This window comes from Photorhabdus hindustanensis, from assembly GCF_002968995.1.
In the GTDB taxonomy this organism is placed as follows: Bacteria; Pseudomonadota; Gammaproteobacteria; order Enterobacterales; family Enterobacteriaceae; genus Photorhabdus; species Photorhabdus akhurstii.
On sequence record NZ_PUWT01000001.1, the window covers coordinates 151,517 to 174,498 of the forward strand.

Genomic DNA, 22,982 nt, shown 5'->3' on the forward strand with positions numbered 1-22,982 from the left:
CTAATAATTAGGTCGTCGTCGATTGCCAATAAAAACTGTCCTGTGGCAGACACAGAACACGGGCACAAAGCCATTTTTGTAAGTGAATGGCCGACTCGTTGTCATGCTCTAAAGCGGTTAACCACGTCCAACAGGATGACAGTGCTTCGGGAACCGGTGTAAAAGCGGTCAGGTCGCCGCCAGCTTGGAGCGCATCCAGCCCGGTAAACCAGTTGGGCCATGCTTCGCGAGCTTGGGTTTCCGTTGTCAACAGCAATTTTTCTAATAGTTGTTTGCGTTGATTAAGCGCTGTTTGCAAAGATATAACCTCTTGATGATGTTGTTTACGGCATTGAGATGGGACACTTTCCACCTGCTGCCAAAAATGCGCTTTAGCCCGCAATTGCCGTTCTTGGATCTGTAACTGCTCAAATTCAGTGAACCAGAAATCTATCTCTGGCTCCAACAAACGGAGCCACCAGTTAAATAGCGGGTGTAATACCCAGTGCTGTAAAAGATGCCTGTCAGCCAGGTTTATGCGGTCGCCCAATACCTTATTCCAGTCACATTCCGGTTCTGCCGCCGCTCTGATGAGCTGTTGTAGATCATCACGCCGCAAAGCTTGTCCACAATTTAACCGTCTACGAAACCAGACGGACTTCATCAAGCTTTCCAGCAGATGTCTGGGTAGCAAGCGTTGTAATAAAATAAACTGTTGGCTATTAATAATGTCGCTATTTTGATACTGAATAGCCGATGATTTTCCGAGTAACTGATCCCGGCGTGGAATTCCCGACTGCATGACAGAGATCTTGCGGCCGAGAAACATGCTGGTTCGAGTCTGATTATGGTCTTGCTGGCTCATGCTATGCTCATCTTGCTGCTAGTCACTCTTGTCGATTAAATTAGGAATGGCCTTATTTTATCTGTCAGGCCAATGGTTAACTTGTAAAAAACGTCAGATTATTTTAGCCAATCGTTACTCTTTGCCATACCTGGCCCGACTGGGGGTGCAATCAAAGCGTCTTCGATAGCTTTGAGTAAAGTAAGATTGGCTGGAGAATCCAGCTTCCATTGAGATATCAACAATACTCATCTCACTGTTGAGTAGTAGTTGGTGTGCATAAAGAATGCGGCGTTCACTGATCCAGGCGCGTGGTGATATTCCGTATACCGAACGGAACAACTCTTTGAAAGTGGTTAATCCCATACCAAATTCTTTAGCGAATTCACTGAGTTTCCACTCCTTAAGGTAGTGGTTTTCCATAAAACTCTGCAAACGTTCCACTTGGCGGTTGCTCAATTGTCGTAATACTGACATGAGCAAAGTGCCTTGTTCTCCAAATGCTAATAACAATAGCAACTCTTCTGTTCTGAGTTGACCCAACGCTGTGGGGTAATCATGAGCCAGTAAATCGACCAGCCCATTTATACTTTGAGATAACAGAGGCGATGAGGTAAATGCAATTAATTCGGGTGTTGGCATATTGTGCCGCTCGACCTCACTGAGCAGAGTGCCAAAACGTTGCAAAAAACCGTGGAGAAAAGCGGTGCTCAGAGGCAACCAGAGTAGCTTACAGGTATCACTACGCGTTTTTGCTGCATAACTGCCACGACGAACAAAAAGCAGTTCGTTGTGGGAGATATCGTAGGTATTGGTACTATCCTGCCATGTCATTTCACCTTCGAGTAGGATATATATCCCTTCCTGAGGATGTTCTATAACGTTAAAGGCAGGCATGCTACGTTGGAATAGCGAGATATCCATTCCCTTCCCTGATGTTGTGATGCCGTTCATTCTATTGTCCTGGATCTGTTGGTGTATGTCTTAAAAATACAAATCACATTATTATTATTAATAGATATTTTCTTCGTTTTCGCTGCCTGAAATAGACAGAAAGAATAGTTTATGTATTTAACCTGATGGTTAACTATAGCACCTTTTAATTAAAATGATTTTTGCTAGTGGGCCTATTTATGTTCCTTGGCCCGAATACCGAATTATTCTCACGTTTTATAAACGAAGAGTAAAAAGCGATCAAATTTTTATACGATAACCATTGCCGATAGATTTCGCACTTTTAATCATAAACTGGGCCTTTTTTCCTGACTGATATTGATAGTTATCTCCTTTTATTCAGGCAATGTATTAATGGTTCAGAATACGTTAATAATTGTAATGACTAGAGTAATATTAACGGATTAACAGGTATAGAAGTCAGCGCAAAGTGAAATCCAAATGGCTATATGTAATATAAATTACTTAATAATAAATTCAATCTGGTTTCAACGATTTGATCAATCGATAAAAAGGTAAAATCAACCGAACTGAATTGGATTGTTTATTATAATATTGTTTAAGAAATGTTGGTTTATTAGCAGTAATTTTTATTTATATTAAATTTGTTGTTATTATGTAATTTAATCGTAATAATTAAGAAACGAATCTGAATTATATTTCGTTTATATTGAGCATTGGCGAGGTGTTTTGAATGCCAATGCTCAGTCATATATGTAGTTTCGCTGTTAAAAAACGCTATTTGGGAACAGGTTACGACTCAGGAGCACGATCTTGCCACTGTTCTAGCCAGCGTAAAACTTCTGCGGTAGCTTGGATGAGATCGGCAGGAATATAGTGGTCGATTAAGCCATCCTGATAAAGCGCCCGTGCCAGAGGAATACGTTGTAACACCGGAATACCTTCCTCTTCGGCAATACGTCGAACTTGTAGGGCCTGAGCATCGGTGAACTTGAGCGTGATAAGGGGTAATGGTGTTTCCCCTTTCTTGTAACGGATACCCACCGCAATGTGAGTTGGGTTGGCGACGATCACTGATGAGTTCTTGACGCTGGCACGCATATTGCTCGACTGTAATTCTTGATGAAATTGACGTCGCTTACTTTTGATCTCTGGGCTGCCTTCACTCTCTTTGTATTCCCGTTTGATCTCGTCTTTGCTCATTCTAAGCTGCTTAATATGTTGGTAGTGTTCGAAAGCATAATCAGCGATAGAGATCACGATAAATCCAATGCCACACACGGTCATTAACTGGGTTAACATCATTCCCAGTACAGGGGTAATGCATTTCTCCCCACACTCTGGTAGGTAGAGTAACGCTTGTAGGTTGCCTGCCAAAGTCACCCAGACTAAGGTACAGAGCAACCCCACTTTAAGTATCGATTTGATGAATTCCACCAGACTCTTGATAGAGAAGATTCTTTTAGCGCCTTCAACAGGATTGATCTTTTTAATATCAGGTTTGATGGAATGTCCACTCAGTAGAAAACCGTATTGGGCGAAGTGTGAAGCCAGCGATAGCAAAGCGGAAACGCTCAGAATTGGCAAGCAGAGGTAGACCAGCTCCTGCATCAAGTTTTCAACCACATGGTTTAAGGCTTGGGGAAAGGGTTTATCTAGCAGATTAGCCGGGATTAGCATCAGTTTACTCAGATGCTCCAAGTAGTATTCAGACATGACCATCATCATGCCGATTAGCCCCAAGATTAAGGAGGTAGAGACGACTTCGTTACTTTTAGTTACCTGGCCTTTCTTCCGGGCATCCCGGAGTTTCTTGGGGGTAGGCTTTTCAGTCTTTTCTCCACTCATGGCGCCTCCAGAATAGGGATTAACATGCGTACCGGGGAGAGAATTAACAGCACCTTGTCATAGGCGTGATGCATCAATAACTGGATATAGATAACCAGTAGCAGGCTGGCAATTGCGCTTTTGATTGGCATTGCCAACACGAAAACGTTAAGAGAAGGAGCGAAGCGGCTAATCAGTGCTAACCCGAACTCAGCCAGAAACATGGCAATTAACAAAGGGGCGGCCATCAGGGCGCAGAGTTGCAGCAGATAACTAAACTGACCATAGAAAAAATGGAGCCATTGGTTGGTAATGTTGGGGAAGAACTGCGTTACCGGCCAACTGTTATAGCTCTGAAAGAGAGCGCCAAGCAGGCTAAGAAAAGCGCCGCCGGAGAAAAAAAGTGTGATTAGCGTTTGAGTTAATAACAGACCTGTGGGTGAAGTTTGACTTCCCAAGGAAGGGTTAAGCACTGACGCCATTGTTGCTCCCCGTTGGTTATCTATAATAAAACCGGTGGCTTCCATCGCCCAAAATGGAATAGAAGCGATAAAGCCAATGAGCAAACCAAGCAGGACTTCTTTACCGAGCAACAGCGTCAACTCCAGGCTACCTAATGTGGGCAGTGGGTTGCCGGCTACAGTTGGGTAAGCATAGAGGGCCAGTGAACAAGCCACGCCGTTGCGGATTAACCCACCACCTAGCATCTGTTTGCTGAGCACAGGGAATATCACAAAGCAGCTCATGATGCGCGGTAATAGCAGGGTATAAGCCAGCATTTGCTGCTGGAGCTCTGGTAAGGTCATTTGATCAGCGGCACCTTAAGAAAGGTCATGTTGGCAAAGCTATAAAGTTCGTTGCCAAGCCAGGTAGCTGTCGCGAACAAGGTGATAACGACCGCGATTAATTTAATAACAAAACCCAATGTTTGTTCTTGTATTTGGGTGAGTGCTTGGATTAGCGAGACTAATGTTCCCACTGCCGCAGCCATGAGTACCGGAGGCAGGGAAAGGATTAACACTAACCAGAGCGATTGGCTGGTGAAATGCAAAATATCAGCATTACTCATATTCAATCTCCGTAACTGATAACAAGGCCGTGTGTCAGGCGTGTCCAGCCATCAAGCAGGACAAATAACAGTAACTTGAAAGGAAGAGAGATAGTCATTGGAGAAACCATCATCATTCCCATTGCGAGCAGAATGTTAGAAATAATGAGATCGATTGCAATAAACGGCAGATAAAGCAGAAACCCGATTTCAAAAGCTCGGGTTAATTCACTGACTGTAAAGGAGGGTAACAGTATCAACAAGCTGTCTGGTTCTAGCCGATCTGCGTACTGGCTTGGCCAAATTTGTCGGGTACTGTCGATAAAAAAAGTGCGTTCACTGGGCTTGATATGCTGTTTAAGAAAGTTTCGGTAAGGTGTCAGGCCCTCTTCCACAAATTTCTCTACTGATTGTGAGTTGCTGAATGAAACTTCATTTTGACGCAGGTAATCTTGAGTGGCGAAACCCACCGGAGCCATCACATAGATAGTGAGGATAATGGCTAATCCGTACATAGCCATGTTGGGTGGGATCTGCTGTACGCCCAACGCGTTACGCAATAAGGAAAATACCACGGCCAGTTTGAGAAAAGAGGTTGCCATTACCGCGATAAAGGGAAGCAGAGCCAGTAAAGCCAGACCGATGATGAGATCCAATTCGTTCGGTAGCTGGATCATGATTGTTTCTCCACGGAGAGATGTTCGACTCTTACTCCCAGACGCCCCTCAATATCGACCAACCGCCCTGAACCCAGGCATTTCTGATTGACAAGAATACGTACTACACCGTCTGAGGGAACGCCAAGATCGAGTAATGAACCGGGTTGCAGGCTGGTGAGTGTCTGTAGATCCAAGGTCTGACGACCCACTTCGAAACTGACATGAACCTCCAGGTCGTTTAAGTCCGTTACTGGCAGAGTGTCGTCAGAATTGTCAGAGGAGGGGGTGTGCATAGTGATTAACTCCAGTTTATGGTCATGGGATTTAAAGTAAGCCCAAGGGCGTCCTTCCAGATACGCTAATAAAGGGGCATCTGGTTGTTGCTGTGGGGGCAGTAGCAGCACATCCCCTGATTCCAGGGTGCGAAACGCATCTAAAGTCAGGGTTATTGCTCCCCATTGCAGAGAAAGTCGTAATGGAATAGACAGGCACTCGCCAGGTTGACGTTCTGGCAATATAGCAATTAAAGGGGATGGCTCTGGTAACCAGAGCGGCAATGTGGCCCCCGGCCGTTCAAGGCGTAATTGTAAACAAGCTGACAAAGGGCGTTCCGACGTGGTACGCAGTGCTGACCATGACAGAGTGGATAGCACTTTGCTCTGATATTCCAGCAGTGCCAGCAGCAGATCTTGAGGGAGCGAGGTGAGATTCGCTTGTTGTAGATCAGGAGCAAGCCACAATGCTAGCTCGGCTGCATGGCAGTAAAAGGAAAAAGTTTGTCCTTGCCAATGGGCGATCAATACCCTGTCCAACGTTTGGGGAGGGGAGGCCACATCCAGAGAGAGATGGCTATTATCCCAACTAAATTGTTGCTGGTGGCGATTCAGGGTCTGATGCAGCGTTAATTCTTCTAATGAAACTTTGGATAGGGTTAGGTCATTCATGCATCTTTTTTCCATTCTTCATATACGCTGCGACGTTGACGTGATCCGTGTTCACTATCCGTTTGAGGCGGAAGGGAGAGTTCAACCGTTTGTGTTGGGTAAAGAAGTTGTAAACGTTCAATCAGTTCAAAGCGTGCCTGTTTCAGGAGTTGTTGAGCTGCGGGATTCGCTAAAATCTCGATTTGAAGTTTGCCGTGCTCATTAGTGAGTTGGATCTCAAGTGCCCCCAGGCTAGGAAGTGTTAAATGTAATGTTGCCGGACGCGGTTGCTGTGTGAGTTCGATACTGATCTCCACACTCAGTTTGTCGATCAATGCTTCCAAAAGGGGAGATATGGTTGAAGTTGCTTGCATCGTGGCGAGGATGCGTTCCCCTGGCAGGAGTGGTGTTTGTGGGAAGAAAGGGGTTTTCCCATCTGATCCGCCGGAGTAAGAGGATTGAGAGTCAAATTCTTTTGGCTTTGATGCCAACAAATGGTAGGTCTCGACTTCATCCAACGCTTTTTTTTCCGTGATGTTGCTTTCGTTGGTATAGCGAGCAGGTATAGGTAAAGTCGGATCTGTTTGTTGGTGAGGAGTGGTACCGCGTTGTGTGTCTGGCTGTGATGGGGATCGGCCAGGTGCTGTCTGCATCACTGCATGATATGCCAGTTCATCGTTTGCGTCTTGCTGTACAGGCGTCATTGTTGAGTCAGGATGGCCAGTCACAGTGATATCAACCGGTTTCAGGCCGGAATCAGACAAGACGTTCAGGTTTGGCCGATGCATTGGGATTCCAGGTGCTGACAGAGACTCTTGTATCTCGCTAGCGATCTCACTAAGGCGATGAACAGAGGTCGATAAATTTTTTTTCTGATTTTGAGGTGGCGCAGGCATGTCATGGACTGTCAATGGTAAGGCTTGCTTGCGCGGATCATCAATTACCGGTTGGGGAGAATCGAATAGTGGAAGCTCCTCATCTGAGTCATGTGTAGCATGCCGATCCGCTGTTTTACTATTTATTGTGTTAGTTAACGTTGTTGTGTTAGTTAACGTTGCTGCCGTGTTAGTTAACGGTTGTTCTGTCCGCCGTGTGGTTGACTGGCGCGTGTTGACGGCATGAGAGGTGATAGCTTGCTCGAAACGGCGTTGCAAATCTGCGTCTGCCTCTGTGGGAGACGACGTTGGGAGGGAGGAGACACCTTTGCCGATAGCTGTCAGTGGGTTCATACTCTTCTGTTTTACACTCTTTCTTGGCGATGGAACTCTTCTTGTTCCAGCTCTTCCTGGTATTCACCTTGGGCACGGATCGCCTCTTGTTGCTGACGACCCAATTCATTAAATTTTTCTTGCTGCTGGCGTGCGTGGTGCAATACACGCTGACACTCTTGTAATTGACGGAGTTCCAGCTCTACTTTTTCTTTCATTTCAGCCGCTTGCTTTTCCAATTGCGCTTCATTTTCGCGCAACAGGGCAACTTGTTGTTGCCAGCGTTCAAGACCTTTACGGTCAATAGGCTTGCCCTGACACAGTGCAAAAAGCCGCTGTTCCTCTTCTATTCGCCATTGACCGTAATCTTGCAGGGTTTGCAAAGCCTGTTGATGGTTTTGACGGGCTGTTTGCAGTTTCATTTGTTGCAGAGAAAAATGTTTTTCAGCACGTTCGACTCGTAAAGCTTTTATGCGTTGTAAACGGCTAATCATTATTTTGTTATCTGCTGTAATAGCGCTAAAGTTTGCGGTAAATCACTTGGCTCATGAGTGCCTTGGCGTAACCAGCTACGTATTGCGTCAATACGCGCAATGGCATTGTCAGCAACGAGATCTTGCCCCTTTTGATACTCTCCAATCTGCAACAAAAGTTCCACTTCTTCATATTTAGCTAACCAGTTGCGTAACAGGCCAGCTTGAGCCTGATGTTCAGAAGTAATAATTTGATTCATTACCCTGCTGGCGGAACGTAGTACATCGATAGCGGGATAGTGATTAGCCGCCGCCAGCTTGCGTGACAAAATAATGTGACCATCAAGGATAGATCGAGTTTCATCTGCTACGGGTTCTGTCATGTCATCGCCTTCCACCAATACGGTATAGAGGGCGGTAATCGAACCTTTGTCGGATTGACCCGCGCGTTCCATTAATCGTGGCAAAGCCGCGAACACTGACGGAGGATAACCACGCCGGGTTGGTGGTTCACCGGCAGCTAAACCTATTTCTCGTTGCGCTCGGGCGAAACGGGTCACAGAATCCATCAATAGCAGTACACGTTTGCCTTGATCACGAAAATATTCAGCGATTGACGTAGCGACAAACCCTGCTTTAGCTCGCTCCATTGCCGGGCGATCTGAGGTCGCGACCACCAACACTGAACGTTTTAGTCCCTCTTCACCGAGATCTGATTCGATGAATTCCCGTACTTCACGGCCACGTTCACCAATGAGCGCCAGCACGGTAACATCAACTTCGGCGCTACGAATCAACGTAGATAGCAATGTACTTTTTCCGCCGCCCGCCGCGGCAAAAATCCCCATACGTTGGCCTTCACCGCATGTGAGTAAGCCATCAATAGCGCGTACACCGAGTGAAAGCGGGTGTTCAATCCGTTTACGGCTCATAGGAGCCGGGGCATCTCGATAAACGGGATACCAAGCTTGTGGTTCCGGCAATTGGCCGCCGGCAAACGGATTACCTAGCCCATCAAGGACTTGTCCTAACAGGTAATCACCTACACCAACTTGGTGCATGGCTCCGGTTGGACTGACTTCGGTATTTGAAGAGATACCAAACATTTCACCAAGTGGCGTCAACAGCGCTTGATGTTGTTGGAATCCAATCACCTCCGCTAAAAGCGACAGCGTGTTGTCAGGATTACGTAAGTGACAAAGTTCACCTATCCGTACACCAGGAATGACGGCTTTAAGTAGTGTACCCGTGACCTGTGTAACCCTGCCGCGAATCTGAATTAGCCGGCATTCATTAATGGCGTGGCGCATTTGGCCGGGAATATGGTCAAGGGAAAGCTTCATGATCGTTTATATAACCTCTGCTGCAAATACTATAAAGAAGGGAGAGGGGGAGGGATTGCAACCTGAGTCGGGAGTTTTTAGAAAATGGTTGGAGTTTGCCTGGACGTTCCCTGCTTTATCGGTGAGATTTCCTGATCTTATTCACGGCGTATTGTTCATGCTTGATGCGCTTTACACCAGACCAATGGGACTCTGCCTTGGATTACGACGGATTTTGCTAAAAATTCACGACTGATTTTGGCATAGGCGCTGGGACGGTATCTTTATAATTTGTTCATTATTAACTCTGATATGACAAGGTAGGCTATGGATATTATCCAGAATCATCTTCATTCGATAACTTTATCAGAACCGGGTACCGGGGTTACCGCACAACAGGAGCAGGCTAAGGTTGGTCAGTTTCAGGGAGAGAAAGTCGTGTTGGTATCGGCATCCCAATCTTTTGCTGATGCGGCTGAAGAGCTGACCTTTGCATTTTCGGAGCGCAAAGATATGCCGCTCTCCAAGCGTAAAGTTAGCGATGGGCATGCCAGGGTACGAGAAATTGAGGCGCTGGTGGGCGAATATTTGCAGAAGGTACCGGATTTGGAGCGTCAACAAAAGGTCAAGGCATTGATCTCTCACTTAAATAGCGCTCAACTGACTAATATTGCTCAGTTACAGGCTTATCTGGAAAGTTTCTCTGGCGAGGTGAGTGAGCAATTTTATGCGCTGAGTCAGGCCCGTGACGCGCTGGCTGGCAGGCCGGAGGCACATGCCATATTGACATTGATTGATCAGGAGTTGTCACGTTTAGCGCAAGAGCAAGGGATTGCTATCGAGTTGGGAGCTCGCATTACGCCTGATGCCACGACAGCAGCGAGAAATGGGGTTGGCAACTTGCAAGCGTTGCGCAACATCTATCGTGATGCAGTGATGGATTATCAAGGGCTGTCGGCTACCTGGCGGGATATTCAAGCCAATTTCAAGAGTAGCTCCCTGATGGAAGTGACAGGATTCATCATGAAAGCGTTGAGCGCTGATCTAGACAGCCAACAGCGGCAACTTGATCCGATTAAGCTGGAACGTGTAATGAGTGACATGCATAAACTCCGTTTGCTTAACAGCTTATCGGTTCAGGTTGAGCAGTTATGGAAAAGCGTGATAGAGGGGGAAAGTCATGGCATACGGGCCTTCTGACCTTATGGGGGATGTCGTTTCTCTGGTTGAGAAACGTTGGGCCAATGTGCGGGATATTGAAATGCTCGGTCATGCTTTGGGATTGCAGGATAGCCAAACTCAAATTCATTTCTATCGGGAGTTGAAGCGATTGATTCGCTTGATTCCGGTAGAAGTGTTCAGTGATGAAGAACAGCGTCAAAATTTGCTTAATGCTTGTCAACTGGCGCTGGATACAGCGATTGAGAGAGAAGAAGACGAATTGTGGTCGGGAGAGGGAGCATCATGAACTGGATAGAGCCACAGTTACTCCAGTTTTGTCAGGATTTGGGTATGGAGATGTCTGATGTTTCTAGCCCCTTGATCCAAATCGATTTTGAGTATTCTGGTACGTTACAAATTGAGCGCTATGGTGGCGCATTAACACTTTGGCTGGCCAGAGAAATTCCCTGGCATCAGGGAAAAGAGGTCATGGTTAAGGCGATGTTACTCACTTTCAGTGGTCAGGGGCCAGAACTGCCCTTGCGTTGTGGCTGGTTGGGGGAAGATCGCCTGTTATTGTTTGTGACACTAGACGAACGAGATATAACCTTGCCTTTGCTGCATCAGGCATTTCGCTCTTTGTTAAGAGTACAGCGAGAGGTGCTCGCTTCGTGAGCAAAATCGCTGCCGCCCACATAGGAATTGAACAACTAACGGCGATCAGTCGGGAAGAGATAGGGGTTAGTTTACCTGATCGCTACGCGTTATTGCCCGATGGTCAATCCGTTGAGACTCACTCTGCACGTCTTTATCCCGCTAACAAGGCTGATCAGGCTTTGTTGGCTTTTGCTTGCCCGCAAGATGGGTTTCACTCTCTGTTGCGCCCACATGATTTCCGTCAGGCTGTGAGTGGTCTGCGTACAATTTTGCAACAAGATGATGACGTCAGGGTACAGCATGCTGTCTCCCTGTTGGAAAAAATGAATCAAGATGAACAGTTGTTGCAGATGGCTCTGCACCTGTTGCACAAGGTATGACCATGACTCTCAGTGCTAAACAGCAGAGCGCCCTGTTGCTGCTCGGCTGGCTACAACTTCAATACGGTCATCCTGACCGCGCGCGTATTTTATTGGATGCATTACTGGCTTTGCATCCAGAACATCAGGAAGGGCGTCGCGCCTTGGTGGTTTCATTACTTAAACTGCAAGAGGGAAGCGCAGCAAAAGAACATTGCTCTCTCTTACAAGAACAGGGCGAACAAAGCGCTGCCCTCTGGCTTTGTGTTAGCCGCGCCTGTCAACAGGAGGGGAACCTGGAAGAAGCGCGCAGTGCTTATCAACGTTATCTCGCTCAAGGGGCGCAATTATGAGCCGTGGGTTTGAGTTATTGCGGTTGATTGGCGAGCGTAAGGACATCATGTTGGCAATATTGTTGCTAGCCGTGGTCTTCATGATGGTGTTGCCGCTTCCGCCTATCCTGCTTGACATTTTGATCGCTATTAATATGACCATCTCTGTTGTGCTCATGATGATGGCGGTCTATATCAATTCCCCCTTACAGTTTTCCGCTTTTCCTGCGGTCTTACTGGTGACAACGCTATTTCGTCTGGCGCTTTCCGTCAGTACCACTCGGATGATTCTTCTACAAGCAGATGCCGGTAAGATAGTCTATACCTTCGGTGATTTCGTTGTTGGTGGCAACCTGATTGTCGGGATAGTGATCTTTCTGATCATCACCATTGTACAATTTATAGTCATAACCAAAGGTTCAGAACGTGTAGCTGAGGTGAGCGCCCGTTTTTCCCTTGATGCCATGCCCGGTAAACAGATGAGTATTGACGGAGATATGCGTGCCGGCGTTATTGATGTCAATGAGGCTAGAGAGAGGCGTAGCATTATCGAAAAAGAGAGCCAGATGTTTGGTTCGATGGATGGTGCGATGAAATTTGTTAAGGGTGATGCGATAGCAAGTCTCCTCATCATCTTTGTCAACATTTTGGGTGGGATAACCATAGGCGTCACCCAGAAAGGGATGTCGGCGGCTGATGCATTGCAGCTCTACGCTATTTTGACCGTTGGTGATGGTATGGTCTCTCAGGTTCCGGCACTATTGATTGCTATCACCGCAGGTATCATTGTTACCCGGGTTTCGTCGGAAGACGCCTCGGATCTGGGTAATGAGATCGGCGAGCAGGTTGTTGCCCAACCAAAGGCACTGCTGATTGGCGGTGTTTTATTGGTGCTATTTGGCCTTATTCCCGGATTCCCTACATTAACCTTCTTAACGCTTGCACTGGTGGTGGCAGGTGGCGGTTATTTGCTGTTCCAACGCCAGAGACAAGCCAGCGCTAGCCAGGAAACGGATCTTCCTAGCCTATTAGCCCAAGGAGCAGGCGCTCCGGCAGCCAAACCTAAACCCAAAAGCGGTAGTAAGGCCAAAGCTGGAAAGCTTAGTGAGAAAGAGGAATTTGCGATGACGGTTCCTTTGCTTATTGATGTGGACGCGGGACTACAGGCTGAACTGGAAGCTATTTCACTGAATGATGAATTAATACGGGTACGACGCGCCCTCTATTTGGATTTAGGGGTACCATTTCCGGGTATCCACTTACGCTTTAATGAGGGAATGAAGGAGGGGGAATACCTGATCCAGCTACAAGAGGTGCCTGTTGCTCGTGGTCGGCTACGTTCATTACATTTGCTGGTGCAGGAACCGGTCAGTCAGTTGGAATTGTTGGCTATTCCTTATGAAGAGGGGGAACCGCTATTACCTAATCAGCCAACCCTGTGGGTAGCCGAAGCTCATCAGGAACGTTTGGTGAAGTCTAAGCTGGCGGTTTTATCCATGTCTCAGGTGATCACCTGGCATTTATCACATGTGTTGCGGGAGTATGCTGAAGATTTTATTGGCGTGCAGGAAACCCGTTATCTTCTGGAACAGATGGAGGGTAGCTATGGTGAATTGGTCAAGGAGGCCATGCGCATCATTCCATTGCAGCGGATGACTGAGATATTGCAACGGTTGGTCGGTGAGGATATCTCCATTCGTAATACACGCGCGATTCTTGAAGCTATGGTGGTGTGGGGGCAGAAGGAGAAAGATGTAGTGCAATTAACGGAATATATTCGCAGTAGTCTCAAGCGTTACATTTGTTACAAGTATGCTAATGGTAACAATATCCTGCCCGCCTATTTGTTGGATCAACAGGTAGAGGAGCAGATCCGGAGTGGTATTCGTCAAACGAGCGCAGGTAGTTATCTGGCGCTGGACCCAGCGGTGACACAAAGTTTCCTTGAACAGATGAAGAAAACAGTGGGCGATTTAACACAGATGCAGAATAAACCAGTGTTAATCGTATCAATGGATATTCGTCGCTATGTCCGTAAGTTAATTGAAGGTGATCACCACGGCTTGCCTGTGCTCTCGTATCAAGAGTTGACTCAACAGATCAATATCCAACCTCTTGGCAGGGTGTGTCTATGAACCGTGATCCACTTACGCCTTGGTTTGAGGAGCGGGGTTATTCGGTTCACCCTCACTATATGGGAAGTAGCGCGATCGCTCTTGGTTGGCGTGTGTGGTATGAAGATTGTGAAATTGCCTGGCGCTATGATAAGCCGCGAGTTTGGATCATCATGTTACGTCGCACCCGGCAGCGTCGAGGACTGGCTAATCCATTTGCGCCTCTTTATCTGTTGGCAACAGCAACGATGGCAGTGCTTGGGCCGGGTAGCCGGCTTTATGGTCAAGTTAATACTTTGGTTGATTCTCCCCTTAATGATGAACGTTTGGCCCGCTTTTATCACCGTTGGACCGGTGCGAGTGAGGTCGCGCCTGGCTGGTTCGAGTTAGAAGCCAGTTGTGTTATCTCGCTACATCAAATGAGAAAACAACAAAAAAAAAGTCTAACTTTGACAGGAAGAATCAATATCTCTCTTTATTATAGGAGTCACTGATGCAAGAGAAGCCTAACGCTAAGGTACTACAAGCTGCTGAGGCAGCTATTAAGGATAGCGATCACAGACTGCAACTATTGCAGGAGATGTGGCAGTCTCTTGGCATCAACCCAAATGTGGGTACAGAACTGTTTGGTCATACTGACGTTACTTTGGTTCAGAATGCTGAGCAAGAATTGCTGACAGAAGTTAATCGCTTACGAAGCAATCAACCACCCTCTCTGGAAGAGGGAAAGCGTCTCCGTCGCCCACCTCGTATGCGTGGCATTATTGTGTAAGGAGTTTGAAGGTGGAAATTAGGCCATATCAAAATGACCCACAGCTTTTCTTGGCAGATCTAGAAAAGGTTTCGTTAGCTCAATTAAAAGGTTCTGGATCTTCGGAGCTTGATGGATTGGTTGAGCTTATTCTTAATAAGGGGATCAAGATTAAATCTGGTTCTGATGTTATCACTGAAAATAAAAATAAGGATCTCCTGAAAAAACTGATTGCCTATTTTCTGCCAGCGGACGCTATTGTCAAAGATGGTCATTTCGATAGCCAAATAAAGAATGGCATCAAGAATCTTAAATCCTTCTTGAATAGCCCGACATTAAAAACTGATTGGACATTAAGGGATTTTCTGGCTGTGGTTCATTTTAATTTAACGCCGGATCGTCTTGATGATGATGTAATTGGGGTATTTGAGTCTGTTATGTTAGGTCATGATAAAAAACGACTTGAGTTGCGTGATGAATTGGCTGCATTGACCGCAGAGTTAAAGATTTACAGTGTTATTCAATCGGAGATTAATGCGAAATTAGCAGCTAATGGGGAGCTTAAGATTACCGATTCCGGTTCCTTCAATTTGTTGGACCATACCAGGTATGGTTTTAGCGATCAGGCTGCTTTTGAGAAAAGTGCTGAATATAAACTGCTAATCAAGATATCCGAGGGATCACCAAACCTCTCTATTAAAAAGTTTTTAGAAAGTTCTAATAAGCAGAGTGGCGCTATGACAGGTCTGGAGGATTTATATAAATATGACAAGGATAATAATAAGTTAGCCAATTTCTCTACTTCGGTTAATGATCGTGTAAATCCGCTAAACAATACTGTCCAGGAAAAAACAACACGTTTAAATGAGGCGAGTTCCCGTTATAACGCGGCTATCGAGGCGTTAAACCGTTTTATTCAAAAGTATGACAGCATCATGCGCAATATTCTCGGCGCAATTTAAGGAATGATTATGGAGCATCAAGAAACATCAACGACTTCTGACCAATATGCACAAGAGCTGGAATCTTTTCTTCATGATGGCGGCACCTTTGCCATGTTGAAGGATATTTCTAGTGATACGTTGGAGCAACTTTACTCATTAGCGTTCAACCAGTATCAGTCAGGCAAATGGCAGGATGCACATAAGATATTCCAGGCTTTGTGTATGTTGGATCACTATGATTCCCGGTTCTTCCTTGGATTGGGTGCGTGCCGTCAGGCAATGGGGCAACTGGAACAGGCGATTCAAAGCTATAGCTACGGAGCGATGCTTGATATTAATGAACCCCGTTTTCCATTTCATGCTGCCGAATGTCTCCTGCAATTAGGAGAACTTGATGGGGCTGAGAGTGGCTTCTACTCGGCTCAACAACTTGCGGCCGCTTTGCCGGAACAGGCTGCTTTAGCTGCCAGTTCCAGTGCAATGTTAGAAGCCATCACAATAAAAAGGACTCAGAAAGATGATTCCGATAACAAATGATTACCGAGTTTCTCAACCGGAAAGGAGTCTACTGGTTGATGATATCTCTGTGGCTACACCCCCTAAAGGAGAGCAGCTTGTTACGCCTAGCCAGGCAAGTAACTTGTCGGCTGATGTAGCTAAGTCACGAAGGGTATCATTGCCAGCGCCATTGGCGGTGAGTAATGCTCGCCTTGGGCGAGAAGAAATGGTTAAGCTCGAATCGATTATACAAGAGTCCAAGCAGGCTACAGGGCTGATAAAGGCGCTGACAGCAAAGCTGACAGAAACAACTTCGCGGTTGTCCTCTCTCGTGTTGTCTTCATCTGAAGCAATAGAGATTGAATTGGGCAAATTGACCAGCGAGATCGAGCGTAATCAAACAAAGCTCAAGATCCAAGATATCCAGCGGGCGCGTCAGGAAAGCTTGCAGAAAATGGATGAGAACCAGCAGAAGATTAAAGAAGCTGAAAATTCTGCTAAAGAGGCGCAGAAATCTGGATTATTTTCCAAGATCTTTGGTTGGATCAGTGCGATTGCTTCAATTGTGGTCGGAGCAATTATGGTTGCCACCGGTGTTGGTGCGGTAGCAGGCGCTTTACTGATTGCCGGAGGGGTAATGGGGGTGGTCTCTCAAGGACTACAAGAAGCGGCTAAAGCGGGTTTAATCAGCAAGGAAACCATGAAATGGCTGGGGCCAGTTATAACGGCGATTGAGGTTACGATGGCTGTAGCGGCGGCGGCGGTTAGTTTCGGTGGTTCAGCCGCGGGTTTGATAGCGAAAATGGGCGCTAAAATGGGCAGTAAAGTGGCTGAGGTGACTGCTAAGATGGCAATAAAGGCAGCGGAACTCTCTGCAAAAGTCGCAGGTACGGCAGCAAATGCTACGGCTCGGAGCGTGAAAGTGGTTGTACAGGTAAGTGACATGACAGTGGATCTTGCTAATGGCGCCGCTCAAACTACCAATGCGGCCTTCCAGAGTAAAGCGGCTAACCGACAAGCTGATGTGCAACTTTCGCGTAGCGAATTGACCGCATTTCAGGCTGTGATGGACAGGCTCAAAGAGGAGTTGTCCCAAATGGTAGAGTCTTTCCAACATGTGATGGAAATGATTTTCCAGATGCTCAATGCTAGGGGAGACATGATAAATAACCTTGCCAGCCGACCACAGGAAATTTAGGGAATAAGAAGATGGAAGCTATTAATAATATCAATAGTTCTCAGGTGAGCAGTGTCAATAACAGTGTTGATATTGTGACTGATAAAATCTCCACGCCGACACCGACAGCACATGAAGCTGCTGTTCAACAGCCGGAAAAAATTAGGCTCACGGATACGGTTGAATTGATTGTACCGAAACAGAGCTTCGATCCCAGTCGCTTAGGAAACGTCGGACAAGAATTAAATAATACGCTGGATATGATGTCGCTGCTGTTTGAGATTGCCAAGAGAATGCGTGAACTGGGTATTTTGCAGCGTGACACTGAGAATAAAGCGTCCATTGATGCTCAGAAGTCACAAGTGGATGAGATGCGACATGGCGCTAAGTTGATGATTGCTATGGCAGTGGTTTCAGGCTTAATGACAATTGGTTCGGGGCTGATAGGTGGTTTTTCTTCCTCTAAAAACAGTCAAGCGATTAAGCAGCAGAAGACGTTGGAAGGTAATATTGCTGGTCGTAACGAATTAATCGATCTTAAGTTGCAACAGTTAGGTAAGAGTAGCGATGCGGATCGGGCAGCAATTGGTAGAGTATGGAATGTAGCACAAGATGCTGACAAGAGTGCTCTGAAATCTATTACCTTGGTTTTTGAAAGTCGTAACAGTAAGCAGCAGTTCTTAAGTTCAGTGATGAAATCTTTAGAGAGTATGTCCAATAATTCGGTGCAGGTAGAACAGGGACTGGCTCAAGCTAAAGCTAAGGAACATGAAGTGGATTCATCTATTTCTCAACATGAAAAACAGAAGAGTGAAGATCAGATCTCATTGAATAACAATTTTATGAGAGAGGTTTTGCAATTGATACAGCAGCTTTATCAGAGTCATGTCCAGGCATGGCGCGCGGCGACAGGCGTGGTGTAATGCTGGCAGAATAGATCTGTGTTGGACAATAAGTCTGAGTGCACCGAGAGGTGCGCTCTTATTGGTGTGACCTTTTTATTAAAAGAATTGCCCTTGAGTGACAGAGGCACAAAAGATGATGGTAGTAAACTGGCCCCCTTTTCTGCGGGAGTAACCCGTTTGTTTGACCATTCGGTAGTTCAAGTTGGTCTGATTGCCTTCTCTAGCAGGAGTAACCCATGATGGATGTGATAGCCATCGTCAACCAAGTTTTGTCTGAATTTGCTGTTAAATTCGGCTTGCCGCACCTGGCTTTAAATCATGAAGGTGTGGCCGCTCTCTGTTTTGATGAGCACCTTCACCTCTCTTTGATCTTAATTCCTGAACGCGACCAGCTCGTTTTACAGATAGATGTAGCTGATATCACTGCGGTTGGAGAAGGGATTTTCCGTCAATTAGCAAGTTTTAATCGTCATTGGTATCAGTTTGATCTTCATTTTGGTTTTGATGAGTCAACGCTAATGGTACAGCTTTATCGGCAGATGTCAGCTAGTCGGCTAAATTTGGCTCTCTTTGAAGAAAGCCTATCAAGTATGTTGGATCATGCTGAGTTTTGGCAGGAGTTATTGCAGGCTCAACTTCCGGCTGACTCTCAACAGCGCGAATCTTTGGGAATGCGAGTATGAAAATTGAAAATTCGTTACCCATTCATTTAACAAGCGTGCCCCATGAAAATAATAGTCTTTGTTGCGGCCGTCAGGTTACTTTGGGACACATACCGCAAAATGTTAATGAGCCACTTTCTGTGGTGCTAAGTAGAGGTCTTGTCGTAGGGCTTGAACATGAGACAACATTGCAGCGTTTGTTGGATGGGCAGCATACTCCGTTGTCACAACGTAGGATCAGCCAGCCGTGACCAAAATAGGGCTGGTCTTGTTGTGCTTGCTGATTACTGGTTGTGTCAGTGAAGTAGTCAAGCATGATGCATCACGGTTGATTGAGGGAGATGTGACCATGCCGGTTTCTCTGCCTAAAACGGCAGACGTTGAGGTGTCGTTGCTTACTGTGGTTGAAGGTAAAGTATTGACAGTGGGTGAGATGTATTATCGCTTGGACATGTTACCCCTCACTTTTTCTATGCGTTTAAGCCCACAGTTTTCTCATAGTGAGCTATTCTTAAGGACTCGTTTACGTTGGGATGGGAAACGAGCGGTACAGGCGAAAAGCCAACAACGAGTTGTTGCAGGAAAAAGGATTATAGTGCAGTTGTCTCCTTTAGCGTGTTATCCAGAATGTCTATGAGTTTTAAATATTTCTTCATTAATAAATAAGGCAATAATATTGCCTTTTAAATGCCATTTGATTATAGGTTAAATAAGAGTATTATCTACTATAATATCTATTTTAATATTATTTGCTAATTAGGTCATGATAATCTTTACGTCTGTTATATTATTATGGCTAGTAAAGATAATTAATATTTTTTGCCCTTCTCTATTGTTTTATTCTATTTCTTCTATTTCTTCTATTTCTTATTTTTGATTACATTTGTTTTTTGCCTTAAAATATTTAATTGTATTTGTATATATAAGATTACAGCAATCTTGGTAAATCAAAAATATTCTGTTAATTTTATCTGCTACATTTACCGATTTATTTAAACTGTTCCAATAGGTTTGAATAACTGTTCCTATCTTTACAAGAAGCGGTAATGCGTAAATTACAGATATATCATTTCATCATTATCACACTTAACCATCTACTTTTTTAAGGAAAATTTTAATTCCATCTGTAACTGATGCTTAAAATATTGTATGGTCTGTGAATCGCAATGGGGAAAAGGCACATTTTTACTATGAAAATAATGTTCTTATCAAAAACAACTAACTTATTAAAAGGACCATAGATGTTTCAGTTTGATATTACTATCATTATCCCTATTTTTAATAATGAAAACTATATAGCCTGTTTGTTAGATTCAATATCTGCGCAAGAAAATATTAACTTTGAGGTTGTCATTATTAATGATGGCTCAACGGATAATAGCTTAGAAGTCATTAATGAGTATAAAAAAAGAGATAATAGAATACGGATCTTTAATCAAGAAAATCGTGGTGTTTCAATAGCCAGAAATTATGGCATAAAGTATGCGAGAGGAGAGTGGATTTTATTTGTTGATAGTGACGATTGGTTGAAACCGAGAACATTAAGAAAGTGGCTTGATCAAGCTATTGAACAGAAATTAGATGTGCTAATTGGTAATGGAGTCAGTTTTACAGAAGATCCATTCTTACAAGAGAATAAAAGAATAACACGTAGACAACCTTATGGTAGGGTATTAACGGGTAAAGAGTGGATAGAATATTGTGTTGAATATAGGGAATGGCCACATTTTGTTTGGTTACAACTTATTAAAAAGGAGCTGATTATAAATAACCAGCTAAGTTTTAAAGACAATACCCTTCACGAAGATATTTTATGGACCATTAATTTGTCACTTATCGCGAATCGAATTGGCTTTTGTGAGGAGTTATTATATTGTTATCGACATAATTTGGAATCAATAACTCGCTCAAAAGAAATTAAAAAATTATATCATCGGGCTGATAGCTATATTACTGTAGTTGATTCAATTATTAACATCTCAAAAGAAATTAAAGGTGAAAAGTCGTTAAGAAGATCACTGAGCCGTCATGCAATACGAGAGGTTGGCAGTTTTTTTTATTTTGTATAGAAAAAGGATAAAAGATCCTGCCTTAAAAAAATTACTTGCGAAACGTTTTATTGAAAAAATTGCTTTGAGAGATTTATTACCAGGTGTACATAATTATCATGAATTGTGGTTCATTATACGTTGTAATCTAATATTAGTATTAAGGAGATTTATGGGCTAGTGGCTATGATATGTTAGATGCTCTATTTTTTTAATTGTTTTCACCTGATTACTTTGTCATTTCACAATCTATTGGGAAGGGTAATCCAACATTTAAGTTGGCGGTGAGGATATAAAATATTTTGGATATAATTGTTTGTTTGAGTAACAAAAATCTTCCTGTGAACGTTCATTTTTCCAGGTTAAATGATTGAAAATATCAGCATACATTTAGGGGTATTTGCGCAAATTGATAGAAACAAAGGTTTTTATATTAGGAAGAAAGATGGAGAAGTGATTTAGCCTTGATTTAGCGTTTATTTTGTTTTTAAATGAATCAGCAGAAATGAGATCACTATAACAAGATAAAAATACATTCCAGAGTTTAAGTGTATGGTGGTCATGTTGATACTTGAAAGTAGCAAGTTCAAGGCGAAGTAATAATTCTTTGCTTTTGATTGAAGGATGGATTATTGGGAAATTAAAAAATAGATAGAATATGGTTTCTTGTAGAATAATAGCTAACAGAAAGAGTATTGTTTAATTGGAATAGTTAATGCCTTAATAAATTATGTATCTGTTAATTATTATTATTCCCTTATACGTAATGACATACAACCAGAGTTTGTTGATGAGCTCGATATTATACTAAATGTAAGTAATCACCTTATAAAATTTAAGGCTGCGCTATGTGTGGCCTTTTCTTATTCTACTGATTTCGCAGTATTCCTATTAACTGAAATTTAAGGCTACACGGCAGCCTATGGATTCCCATTATATGAATGGGAGTAAAGGATGAAATACATGGATAAACAGCCTGACATCTGGATGCAGCTATGGGTATGGTTGCTGTCAGTCAAAGAACAAGGTATAGGAGCGGCACTGGCTGCCGCAATGGCTTATCTCAGAGGTCGATATAACGGCGGTAAATTTTGGACGTCAATTATGGATTCTATTATGTGTGCCATGATTGCTTGGTTTATCCGTGATGTGTTGAATTTTTTTGGTATGAGCACGGACTTGGCTTACATCGGCAGTGTGATTATTGGTTATCTGGGAACTGACTATTTTGGTCAGATCTTAAGAAAAGTTGTTAATAACAAAACAGGCAATAAACAGTAGGAGTGAATTATGAGCAGAGGTATTCGAAATAATAACCCTGGCAACATTCGTTGGGGTGATGACTGGCAAGGTTTGGTACCGGAATCACAACGTACCGATAAATCTTTCTGCCAGTTTGTCAGCCCTGAATATGGTATTCGGGCAATGATTAAAATTCTGCATAATTACAATCGGAAACATGGCCTTAAAACAGTGAAAGGTATCATTTCACGATGGGCTCCCCATAATGAAAATAATACTGATGCTTATATTAGCCATGTATGTAAAGACACTGAAGTGACTTGTGATCAGGTTGTTGATGTATTTAATGAAGTATTTATGACAAAGCTTCTTAAGTCCGTTATTACCATGGAAAATGGTAGTCAGCCTTATAGCAATGCGGTCATTGATAAAGCATTTTCACTTTTGTAGAGCGATATTATGAAGTTTAACTCTCATGGTTATACTGTTATTGCACTAGCGCTTGTCTCGCTTCTGGCTTACCACTATTACGGTAAGTATACCAAACAGCTTGATACGACAGTTAAGCTACAGAGTGAGTTGCTGGAGCAGCAGAATGAAATCGTTAATCAGCAGGAGCGGATAAGGCTCCTGTCTGAACTGGATAATCAGCATACAAAGGAGCTTGCTCATGCGAAATCTGAAATTGATGTGCTTCGCAACGATGTTGCCGCTGGTCATCGCCGGTTGCGCATCGCGGCCACCTGTAATCAAGGCAAAGCCGGTTCCTCCGGCAGCGTGGGCCATGCAGTCCCCCCACGACTTAACCCAGCAGCTGAACAAGATTATTTCGATCTCCGAAGAATGATTGTTGAGAACGAACAGCAAACGAAATACTTGCAAGAATATATCAAAACTCAGTGTCAATAGCTGAGTTTTGATAATGTTATTGCGT

Annotated in this window: 31 protein-coding genes; 21 read left to right on the forward strand and 10 right to left on the reverse strand. The window is 44.3% G+C overall.

Features of this window, described 5'->3' with window-relative positions:
• Positions 1–7: 7 nt before the first annotated feature.
• From C6H66_RS00710 to sctN, 10 genes are all read right to left on the reverse strand, one after another.
• The gene (locus C6H66_RS00710) at positions 8–844 is read right to left on the reverse strand and encodes a T3SS regulon anti-activator ExsD domain-containing protein (protein WP_105394524.1); all 837 of its coding nucleotides are present in this window, start codon (positions 842–844) and stop codon (positions 8–10) included.
• A gap of 114 nt (positions 845–958) precedes the next feature.
• Complete coding sequence (locus tag C6H66_RS00715; RefSeq protein WP_040150126.1) at positions 959–1,777, reverse strand: helix-turn-helix transcriptional regulator; 819 nt, start codon at positions 1,775–1,777, stop codon at positions 959–961.
• Positions 1,778–2,530: 753 nt separating this feature from the next.
• Positions 2,531–3,586 carry a type III secretion system export apparatus subunit SctU gene (sctU, locus tag C6H66_RS00720; RefSeq protein WP_046395153.1) on the reverse strand — a complete coding sequence of 352 codons (1,056 nt, stop codon included), beginning with the start codon at positions 3,584–3,586 and terminating at the stop codon, positions 2,531–2,533.
• A complete protein-coding gene (gene sctT, locus C6H66_RS00725) occupies positions 3,583–4,371 on the reverse strand; it encodes a type III secretion system export apparatus subunit SctT (RefSeq protein WP_046395152.1) in 789 nt (262 codons plus the stop codon). The genes sctU and sctT overlap by 4 nt, the downstream gene beginning before the upstream one ends.
• On the reverse strand, positions 4,368–4,634 hold the full coding sequence (sctS, locus tag C6H66_RS00730; RefSeq protein WP_036775290.1) for a type III secretion system export apparatus subunit SctS: 267 nt from the start codon (positions 4,632–4,634) through the stop codon (positions 4,368–4,370). The genes sctT and sctS overlap by 4 nt, the downstream gene beginning before the upstream one ends.
• Positions 4,635–4,636: 2 nt before the next feature.
• Positions 4,637–5,290, reverse strand: a complete 654-nt coding sequence (gene sctR, locus C6H66_RS00735) for a type III secretion system export apparatus subunit SctR (protein ID WP_046395151.1) — start codon at positions 5,288–5,290, stop codon at positions 4,637–4,639.
• Positions 5,287–6,216: a type III secretion system cytoplasmic ring protein SctQ gene (sctQ, locus tag C6H66_RS00740; protein WP_105394525.1), complete on the reverse strand. Its 930-nt coding sequence runs from the start codon at positions 6,214–6,216 to the stop codon at positions 5,287–5,289. Before sctQ ends, sctR begins: the two co-directional genes overlap by 4 nt.
• On the reverse strand, positions 6,213–7,424 hold the full coding sequence (locus C6H66_RS00745; protein WP_105394526.1) for a type III secretion system needle length determinant: 1,212 nt from the start codon (positions 7,422–7,424) through the stop codon (positions 6,213–6,215). The genes sctQ and C6H66_RS00745 overlap by 4 nt, the downstream gene beginning before the upstream one ends.
• A gap of 11 nt (positions 7,425–7,435) precedes the next feature.
• Positions 7,436–7,897: a type III secretion protein gene (locus C6H66_RS00750; RefSeq protein WP_036775296.1), complete on the reverse strand. Its 462-nt coding sequence runs from the start codon at positions 7,895–7,897 to the stop codon at positions 7,436–7,438.
• Positions 7,897–9,219, reverse strand: coding sequence for a type III secretion system ATPase SctN (gene sctN / locus C6H66_RS00755; protein ID WP_105394527.1), 1,323 nt, complete (start codon positions 9,217–9,219; stop codon positions 7,897–7,899). The genes C6H66_RS00750 and sctN overlap by 1 nt, the downstream gene beginning before the upstream one ends.
• Positions 9,220–9,274: 55 nt before the next feature.
• Here sctN and C6H66_RS00760 point away from each other — a divergent pair, with 55 nt between their 5' ends.
• From C6H66_RS00760 to C6H66_RS00855, 21 genes are all read left to right on the forward strand, one after another.
• Positions 9,275–9,454: a hypothetical protein gene (locus C6H66_RS00760; RefSeq protein ID WP_146111004.1), complete on the forward strand. Its 180-nt coding sequence runs from the start codon at positions 9,275–9,277 to the stop codon at positions 9,452–9,454.
• Positions 9,455–9,525: 71 nt separating this feature from the next.
• Entirely contained in the window at positions 9,526–10,398 is an 873-nt protein-coding gene (gene sctW / locus C6H66_RS00765; protein WP_105394528.1) for a type III secretion system gatekeeper subunit SctW, read from the forward strand.
• Positions 10,379–10,666, forward strand: coding sequence for a TyeA family type III secretion system gatekeeper subunit (locus C6H66_RS00770; RefSeq protein WP_036775304.1), 288 nt, complete (start codon positions 10,379–10,381; stop codon positions 10,664–10,666). The genes sctW and C6H66_RS00770 overlap by 20 nt, the downstream gene beginning before the upstream one ends.
• A complete protein-coding gene (gene sycN / locus C6H66_RS00775; RefSeq protein WP_046395145.1) occupies positions 10,663–11,034 on the forward strand; it encodes a type III secretion chaperone SycN in 372 nt (123 codons plus the stop codon). Before C6H66_RS00770 ends, sycN begins: the two co-directional genes overlap by 4 nt.
• Complete coding sequence (gene sctX, locus C6H66_RS00780; protein WP_036775307.1) at positions 11,031–11,396, forward strand: YscX family type III secretion system protein SctX; 366 nt, start codon at positions 11,031–11,033, stop codon at positions 11,394–11,396. Before sycN ends, sctX begins: the two co-directional genes overlap by 4 nt.
• Positions 11,397–11,398: 2 nt before the next feature.
• Positions 11,399–11,728 carry a type III secretion system chaperone SctY gene (sctY, locus tag C6H66_RS00785; RefSeq protein WP_046395144.1) on the forward strand — a complete coding sequence of 110 codons (330 nt, stop codon included), beginning with the start codon at positions 11,399–11,401 and terminating at the stop codon, positions 11,726–11,728.
• Complete coding sequence (sctV, locus tag C6H66_RS00790; protein ID WP_046395143.1) at positions 11,725–13,842, forward strand: type III secretion system export apparatus subunit SctV; 2,118 nt, start codon at positions 11,725–11,727, stop codon at positions 13,840–13,842. Before sctY ends, sctV begins: the two co-directional genes overlap by 4 nt.
• Positions 13,839–14,315, forward strand: a complete 477-nt coding sequence (locus C6H66_RS00795) for an LcrR family type III secretion system chaperone (RefSeq protein ID WP_105394529.1) — start codon at positions 13,839–13,841, stop codon at positions 14,313–14,315. The genes sctV and C6H66_RS00795 overlap by 4 nt, the downstream gene beginning before the upstream one ends.
• Positions 14,315–14,593: an LcrG family type III secretion system chaperone gene (locus tag C6H66_RS00800; protein WP_046395141.1), complete on the forward strand. Its 279-nt coding sequence runs from the start codon at positions 14,315–14,317 to the stop codon at positions 14,591–14,593. The genes C6H66_RS00795 and C6H66_RS00800 overlap by 1 nt, the downstream gene beginning before the upstream one ends.
• Positions 14,594–14,604: 11 nt before the next feature.
• Positions 14,605–15,534, forward strand: a complete 930-nt coding sequence (locus tag C6H66_RS00805; RefSeq protein WP_046395140.1) for a virulence-associated V antigen — start codon at positions 14,605–14,607, stop codon at positions 15,532–15,534.
• A 9-nt stretch (positions 15,535–15,543) separates the two neighbouring features.
• Positions 15,544–16,053, forward strand: coding sequence for a SycD/LcrH family type III secretion system chaperone (locus C6H66_RS00810; RefSeq protein ID WP_046395139.1), 510 nt, complete (start codon positions 15,544–15,546; stop codon positions 16,051–16,053).
• A complete protein-coding gene (sctE, locus tag C6H66_RS00815; RefSeq protein ID WP_105394530.1) occupies positions 16,034–17,212 on the forward strand; it encodes a type III secretion system translocon subunit SseC family protein in 1,179 nt (392 codons plus the stop codon). Before C6H66_RS00810 ends, sctE begins: the two co-directional genes overlap by 20 nt.
• Positions 17,213–17,223: 11 nt before the next feature.
• Entirely contained in the window at positions 17,224–18,114 is an 891-nt protein-coding gene (locus tag C6H66_RS00820) for a YopD family type III secretion system translocon subunit (RefSeq protein WP_105394531.1), read from the forward strand.
• Between the two features lie 93 nt (positions 18,115–18,207).
• Positions 18,208–18,336, forward strand: a complete 129-nt coding sequence (locus C6H66_RS27210) for a hypothetical protein (protein ID WP_256448142.1) — start codon at positions 18,208–18,210, stop codon at positions 18,334–18,336.
• Positions 18,333–18,779 (forward strand): type III secretion system chaperone, encoded by a 447-nt coding sequence (locus C6H66_RS00825; protein WP_269468834.1) that lies wholly within the window; start codon positions 18,333–18,335, stop codon positions 18,777–18,779. Before C6H66_RS27210 ends, C6H66_RS00825 begins: the two co-directional genes overlap by 4 nt.
• Positions 18,776–19,009 carry a T3SS regulon translocated regulator ExsE family protein gene (locus tag C6H66_RS00830; RefSeq protein ID WP_046395137.1) on the forward strand — a complete coding sequence of 78 codons (234 nt, stop codon included), beginning with the start codon at positions 18,776–18,778 and terminating at the stop codon, positions 19,007–19,009. Before C6H66_RS00825 ends, C6H66_RS00830 begins: the two co-directional genes overlap by 4 nt.
• Positions 19,006–19,395 carry a YscW family type III secretion system pilotin gene (locus tag C6H66_RS00835; protein WP_105394532.1) on the forward strand — a complete coding sequence of 130 codons (390 nt, stop codon included), beginning with the start codon at positions 19,006–19,008 and terminating at the stop codon, positions 19,393–19,395. Before C6H66_RS00830 ends, C6H66_RS00835 begins: the two co-directional genes overlap by 4 nt.
• Before the next feature lie 604 nt (positions 19,396–19,999).
• Positions 20,000–20,827, forward strand: coding sequence for a glycosyltransferase (locus C6H66_RS00840; RefSeq protein ID WP_105394533.1), 828 nt, complete (start codon positions 20,000–20,002; stop codon positions 20,825–20,827).
• Between the two features lie 933 nt (positions 20,828–21,760).
• Positions 21,761–22,087 (forward strand): phage holin, lambda family, encoded by a 327-nt coding sequence (locus C6H66_RS00845; RefSeq protein ID WP_036775333.1) that lies wholly within the window; start codon positions 21,761–21,763, stop codon positions 22,085–22,087.
• Between the two features lie 9 nt (positions 22,088–22,096).
• Positions 22,097–22,498 (forward strand): structural protein, encoded by a 402-nt coding sequence (locus tag C6H66_RS00850; protein ID WP_036775334.1) that lies wholly within the window; start codon positions 22,097–22,099, stop codon positions 22,496–22,498.
• A gap of 9 nt (positions 22,499–22,507) precedes the next feature.
• Positions 22,508–22,957, forward strand: a complete 450-nt coding sequence (locus C6H66_RS00855) for a lysis protein (protein WP_105394534.1) — start codon at positions 22,508–22,510, stop codon at positions 22,955–22,957.
• The last annotated feature ends 25 nt before the right edge of the window (positions 22,958–22,982 follow it).

What these genes read in the sequence shown, in the direction of transcription:
- C6H66_RS00710 (WP_105394524.1), bottom strand. Translation starts at nt 844, where the DNA reads ATGAGCCAGCAAGACCATAATCAGACTCGAACCAGCATGTTTCTCGGC.
- C6H66_RS00715 (WP_040150126.1), bottom strand. Translation starts at nt 1,777, where the DNA reads ATGAACGGCATCACAACATCAGGGAAGGGAATGGATATCTCGCTATTC.
- sctU (WP_046395153.1), bottom strand. Translation starts at nt 3,586, where the DNA reads ATGAGTGGAGAAAAGACTGAAAAGCCTACCCCCAAGAAACTCCGGGAT.
- sctT (WP_046395152.1), bottom strand. Translation starts at nt 4,371, where the DNA reads ATGACCTTACCAGAGCTCCAGCAGCAAATGCTGGCTTATACCCTGCTA.
- sctS (WP_036775290.1), bottom strand. Translation starts at nt 4,634, where the DNA reads ATGAGTAATGCTGATATTTTGCATTTCACCAGCCAATCGCTCTGGTTA.
- sctR (WP_046395151.1), bottom strand. Translation starts at nt 5,290, where the DNA reads ATGATCCAGCTACCGAACGAATTGGATCTCATCATCGGTCTGGCTTTA.
- sctQ (WP_105394525.1), bottom strand. Translation starts at nt 6,216, where the DNA reads ATGAATGACCTAACCCTATCCAAAGTTTCATTAGAAGAATTAACGCTG.
- C6H66_RS00745 (WP_105394526.1), bottom strand. Translation starts at nt 7,424, where the DNA reads ATGAACCCACTGACAGCTATCGGCAAAGGTGTCTCCTCCCTCCCAACG.
- C6H66_RS00750 (WP_036775296.1), bottom strand. Translation starts at nt 7,897, where the DNA reads ATGATTAGCCGTTTACAACGCATAAAAGCTTTACGAGTCGAACGTGCT.
- sctN (WP_105394527.1), bottom strand. Translation starts at nt 9,219, where the DNA reads ATGAAGCTTTCCCTTGACCATATTCCCGGCCAAATGCGCCACGCCATT.
- sctW (WP_105394528.1), top strand. Translation starts at nt 9,526, where the DNA reads ATGGATATTATCCAGAATCATCTTCATTCGATAACTTTATCAGAACCG.
- C6H66_RS00770 (WP_036775304.1), top strand. Translation starts at nt 10,379, where the DNA reads ATGGCATACGGGCCTTCTGACCTTATGGGGGATGTCGTTTCTCTGGTT.
- sycN (WP_046395145.1), top strand. Translation starts at nt 10,663, where the DNA reads ATGAACTGGATAGAGCCACAGTTACTCCAGTTTTGTCAGGATTTGGGT.
- sctY (WP_046395144.1), top strand. Translation starts at nt 11,399, where the DNA reads ATGACTCTCAGTGCTAAACAGCAGAGCGCCCTGTTGCTGCTCGGCTGG.
- sctV (WP_046395143.1), top strand. Translation starts at nt 11,725, where the DNA reads ATGAGCCGTGGGTTTGAGTTATTGCGGTTGATTGGCGAGCGTAAGGAC.
- C6H66_RS00795 (WP_105394529.1), top strand. Translation starts at nt 13,839, where the DNA reads ATGAACCGTGATCCACTTACGCCTTGGTTTGAGGAGCGGGGTTATTCG.
- C6H66_RS00800 (WP_046395141.1), top strand. Translation starts at nt 14,315, where the DNA reads ATGCAAGAGAAGCCTAACGCTAAGGTACTACAAGCTGCTGAGGCAGCT.
- C6H66_RS00810 (WP_046395139.1), top strand. Translation starts at nt 15,544, where the DNA reads ATGGAGCATCAAGAAACATCAACGACTTCTGACCAATATGCACAAGAG.
- sctE (WP_105394530.1), top strand. Translation starts at nt 16,034, where the DNA reads ATGATTCCGATAACAAATGATTACCGAGTTTCTCAACCGGAAAGGAGT.
- C6H66_RS00820 (WP_105394531.1), top strand. Translation starts at nt 17,224, where the DNA reads ATGGAAGCTATTAATAATATCAATAGTTCTCAGGTGAGCAGTGTCAAT.
- C6H66_RS00825 (WP_269468834.1), top strand. Translation starts at nt 18,333, where the DNA reads ATGATGGATGTGATAGCCATCGTCAACCAAGTTTTGTCTGAATTTGCT.
- C6H66_RS00830 (WP_046395137.1), top strand. Translation starts at nt 18,776, where the DNA reads ATGAAAATTGAAAATTCGTTACCCATTCATTTAACAAGCGTGCCCCAT.
- C6H66_RS00840 (WP_105394533.1), top strand. Translation starts at nt 20,000, where the DNA reads ATGTTTCAGTTTGATATTACTATCATTATCCCTATTTTTAATAATGAA.
- C6H66_RS00845 (WP_036775333.1), top strand. Translation starts at nt 21,761, where the DNA reads ATGAAATACATGGATAAACAGCCTGACATCTGGATGCAGCTATGGGTA.
- C6H66_RS00850 (WP_036775334.1), top strand. Translation starts at nt 22,097, where the DNA reads ATGAGCAGAGGTATTCGAAATAATAACCCTGGCAACATTCGTTGGGGT.
- C6H66_RS00855 (WP_105394534.1), top strand. Translation starts at nt 22,508, where the DNA reads ATGAAGTTTAACTCTCATGGTTATACTGTTATTGCACTAGCGCTTGTC.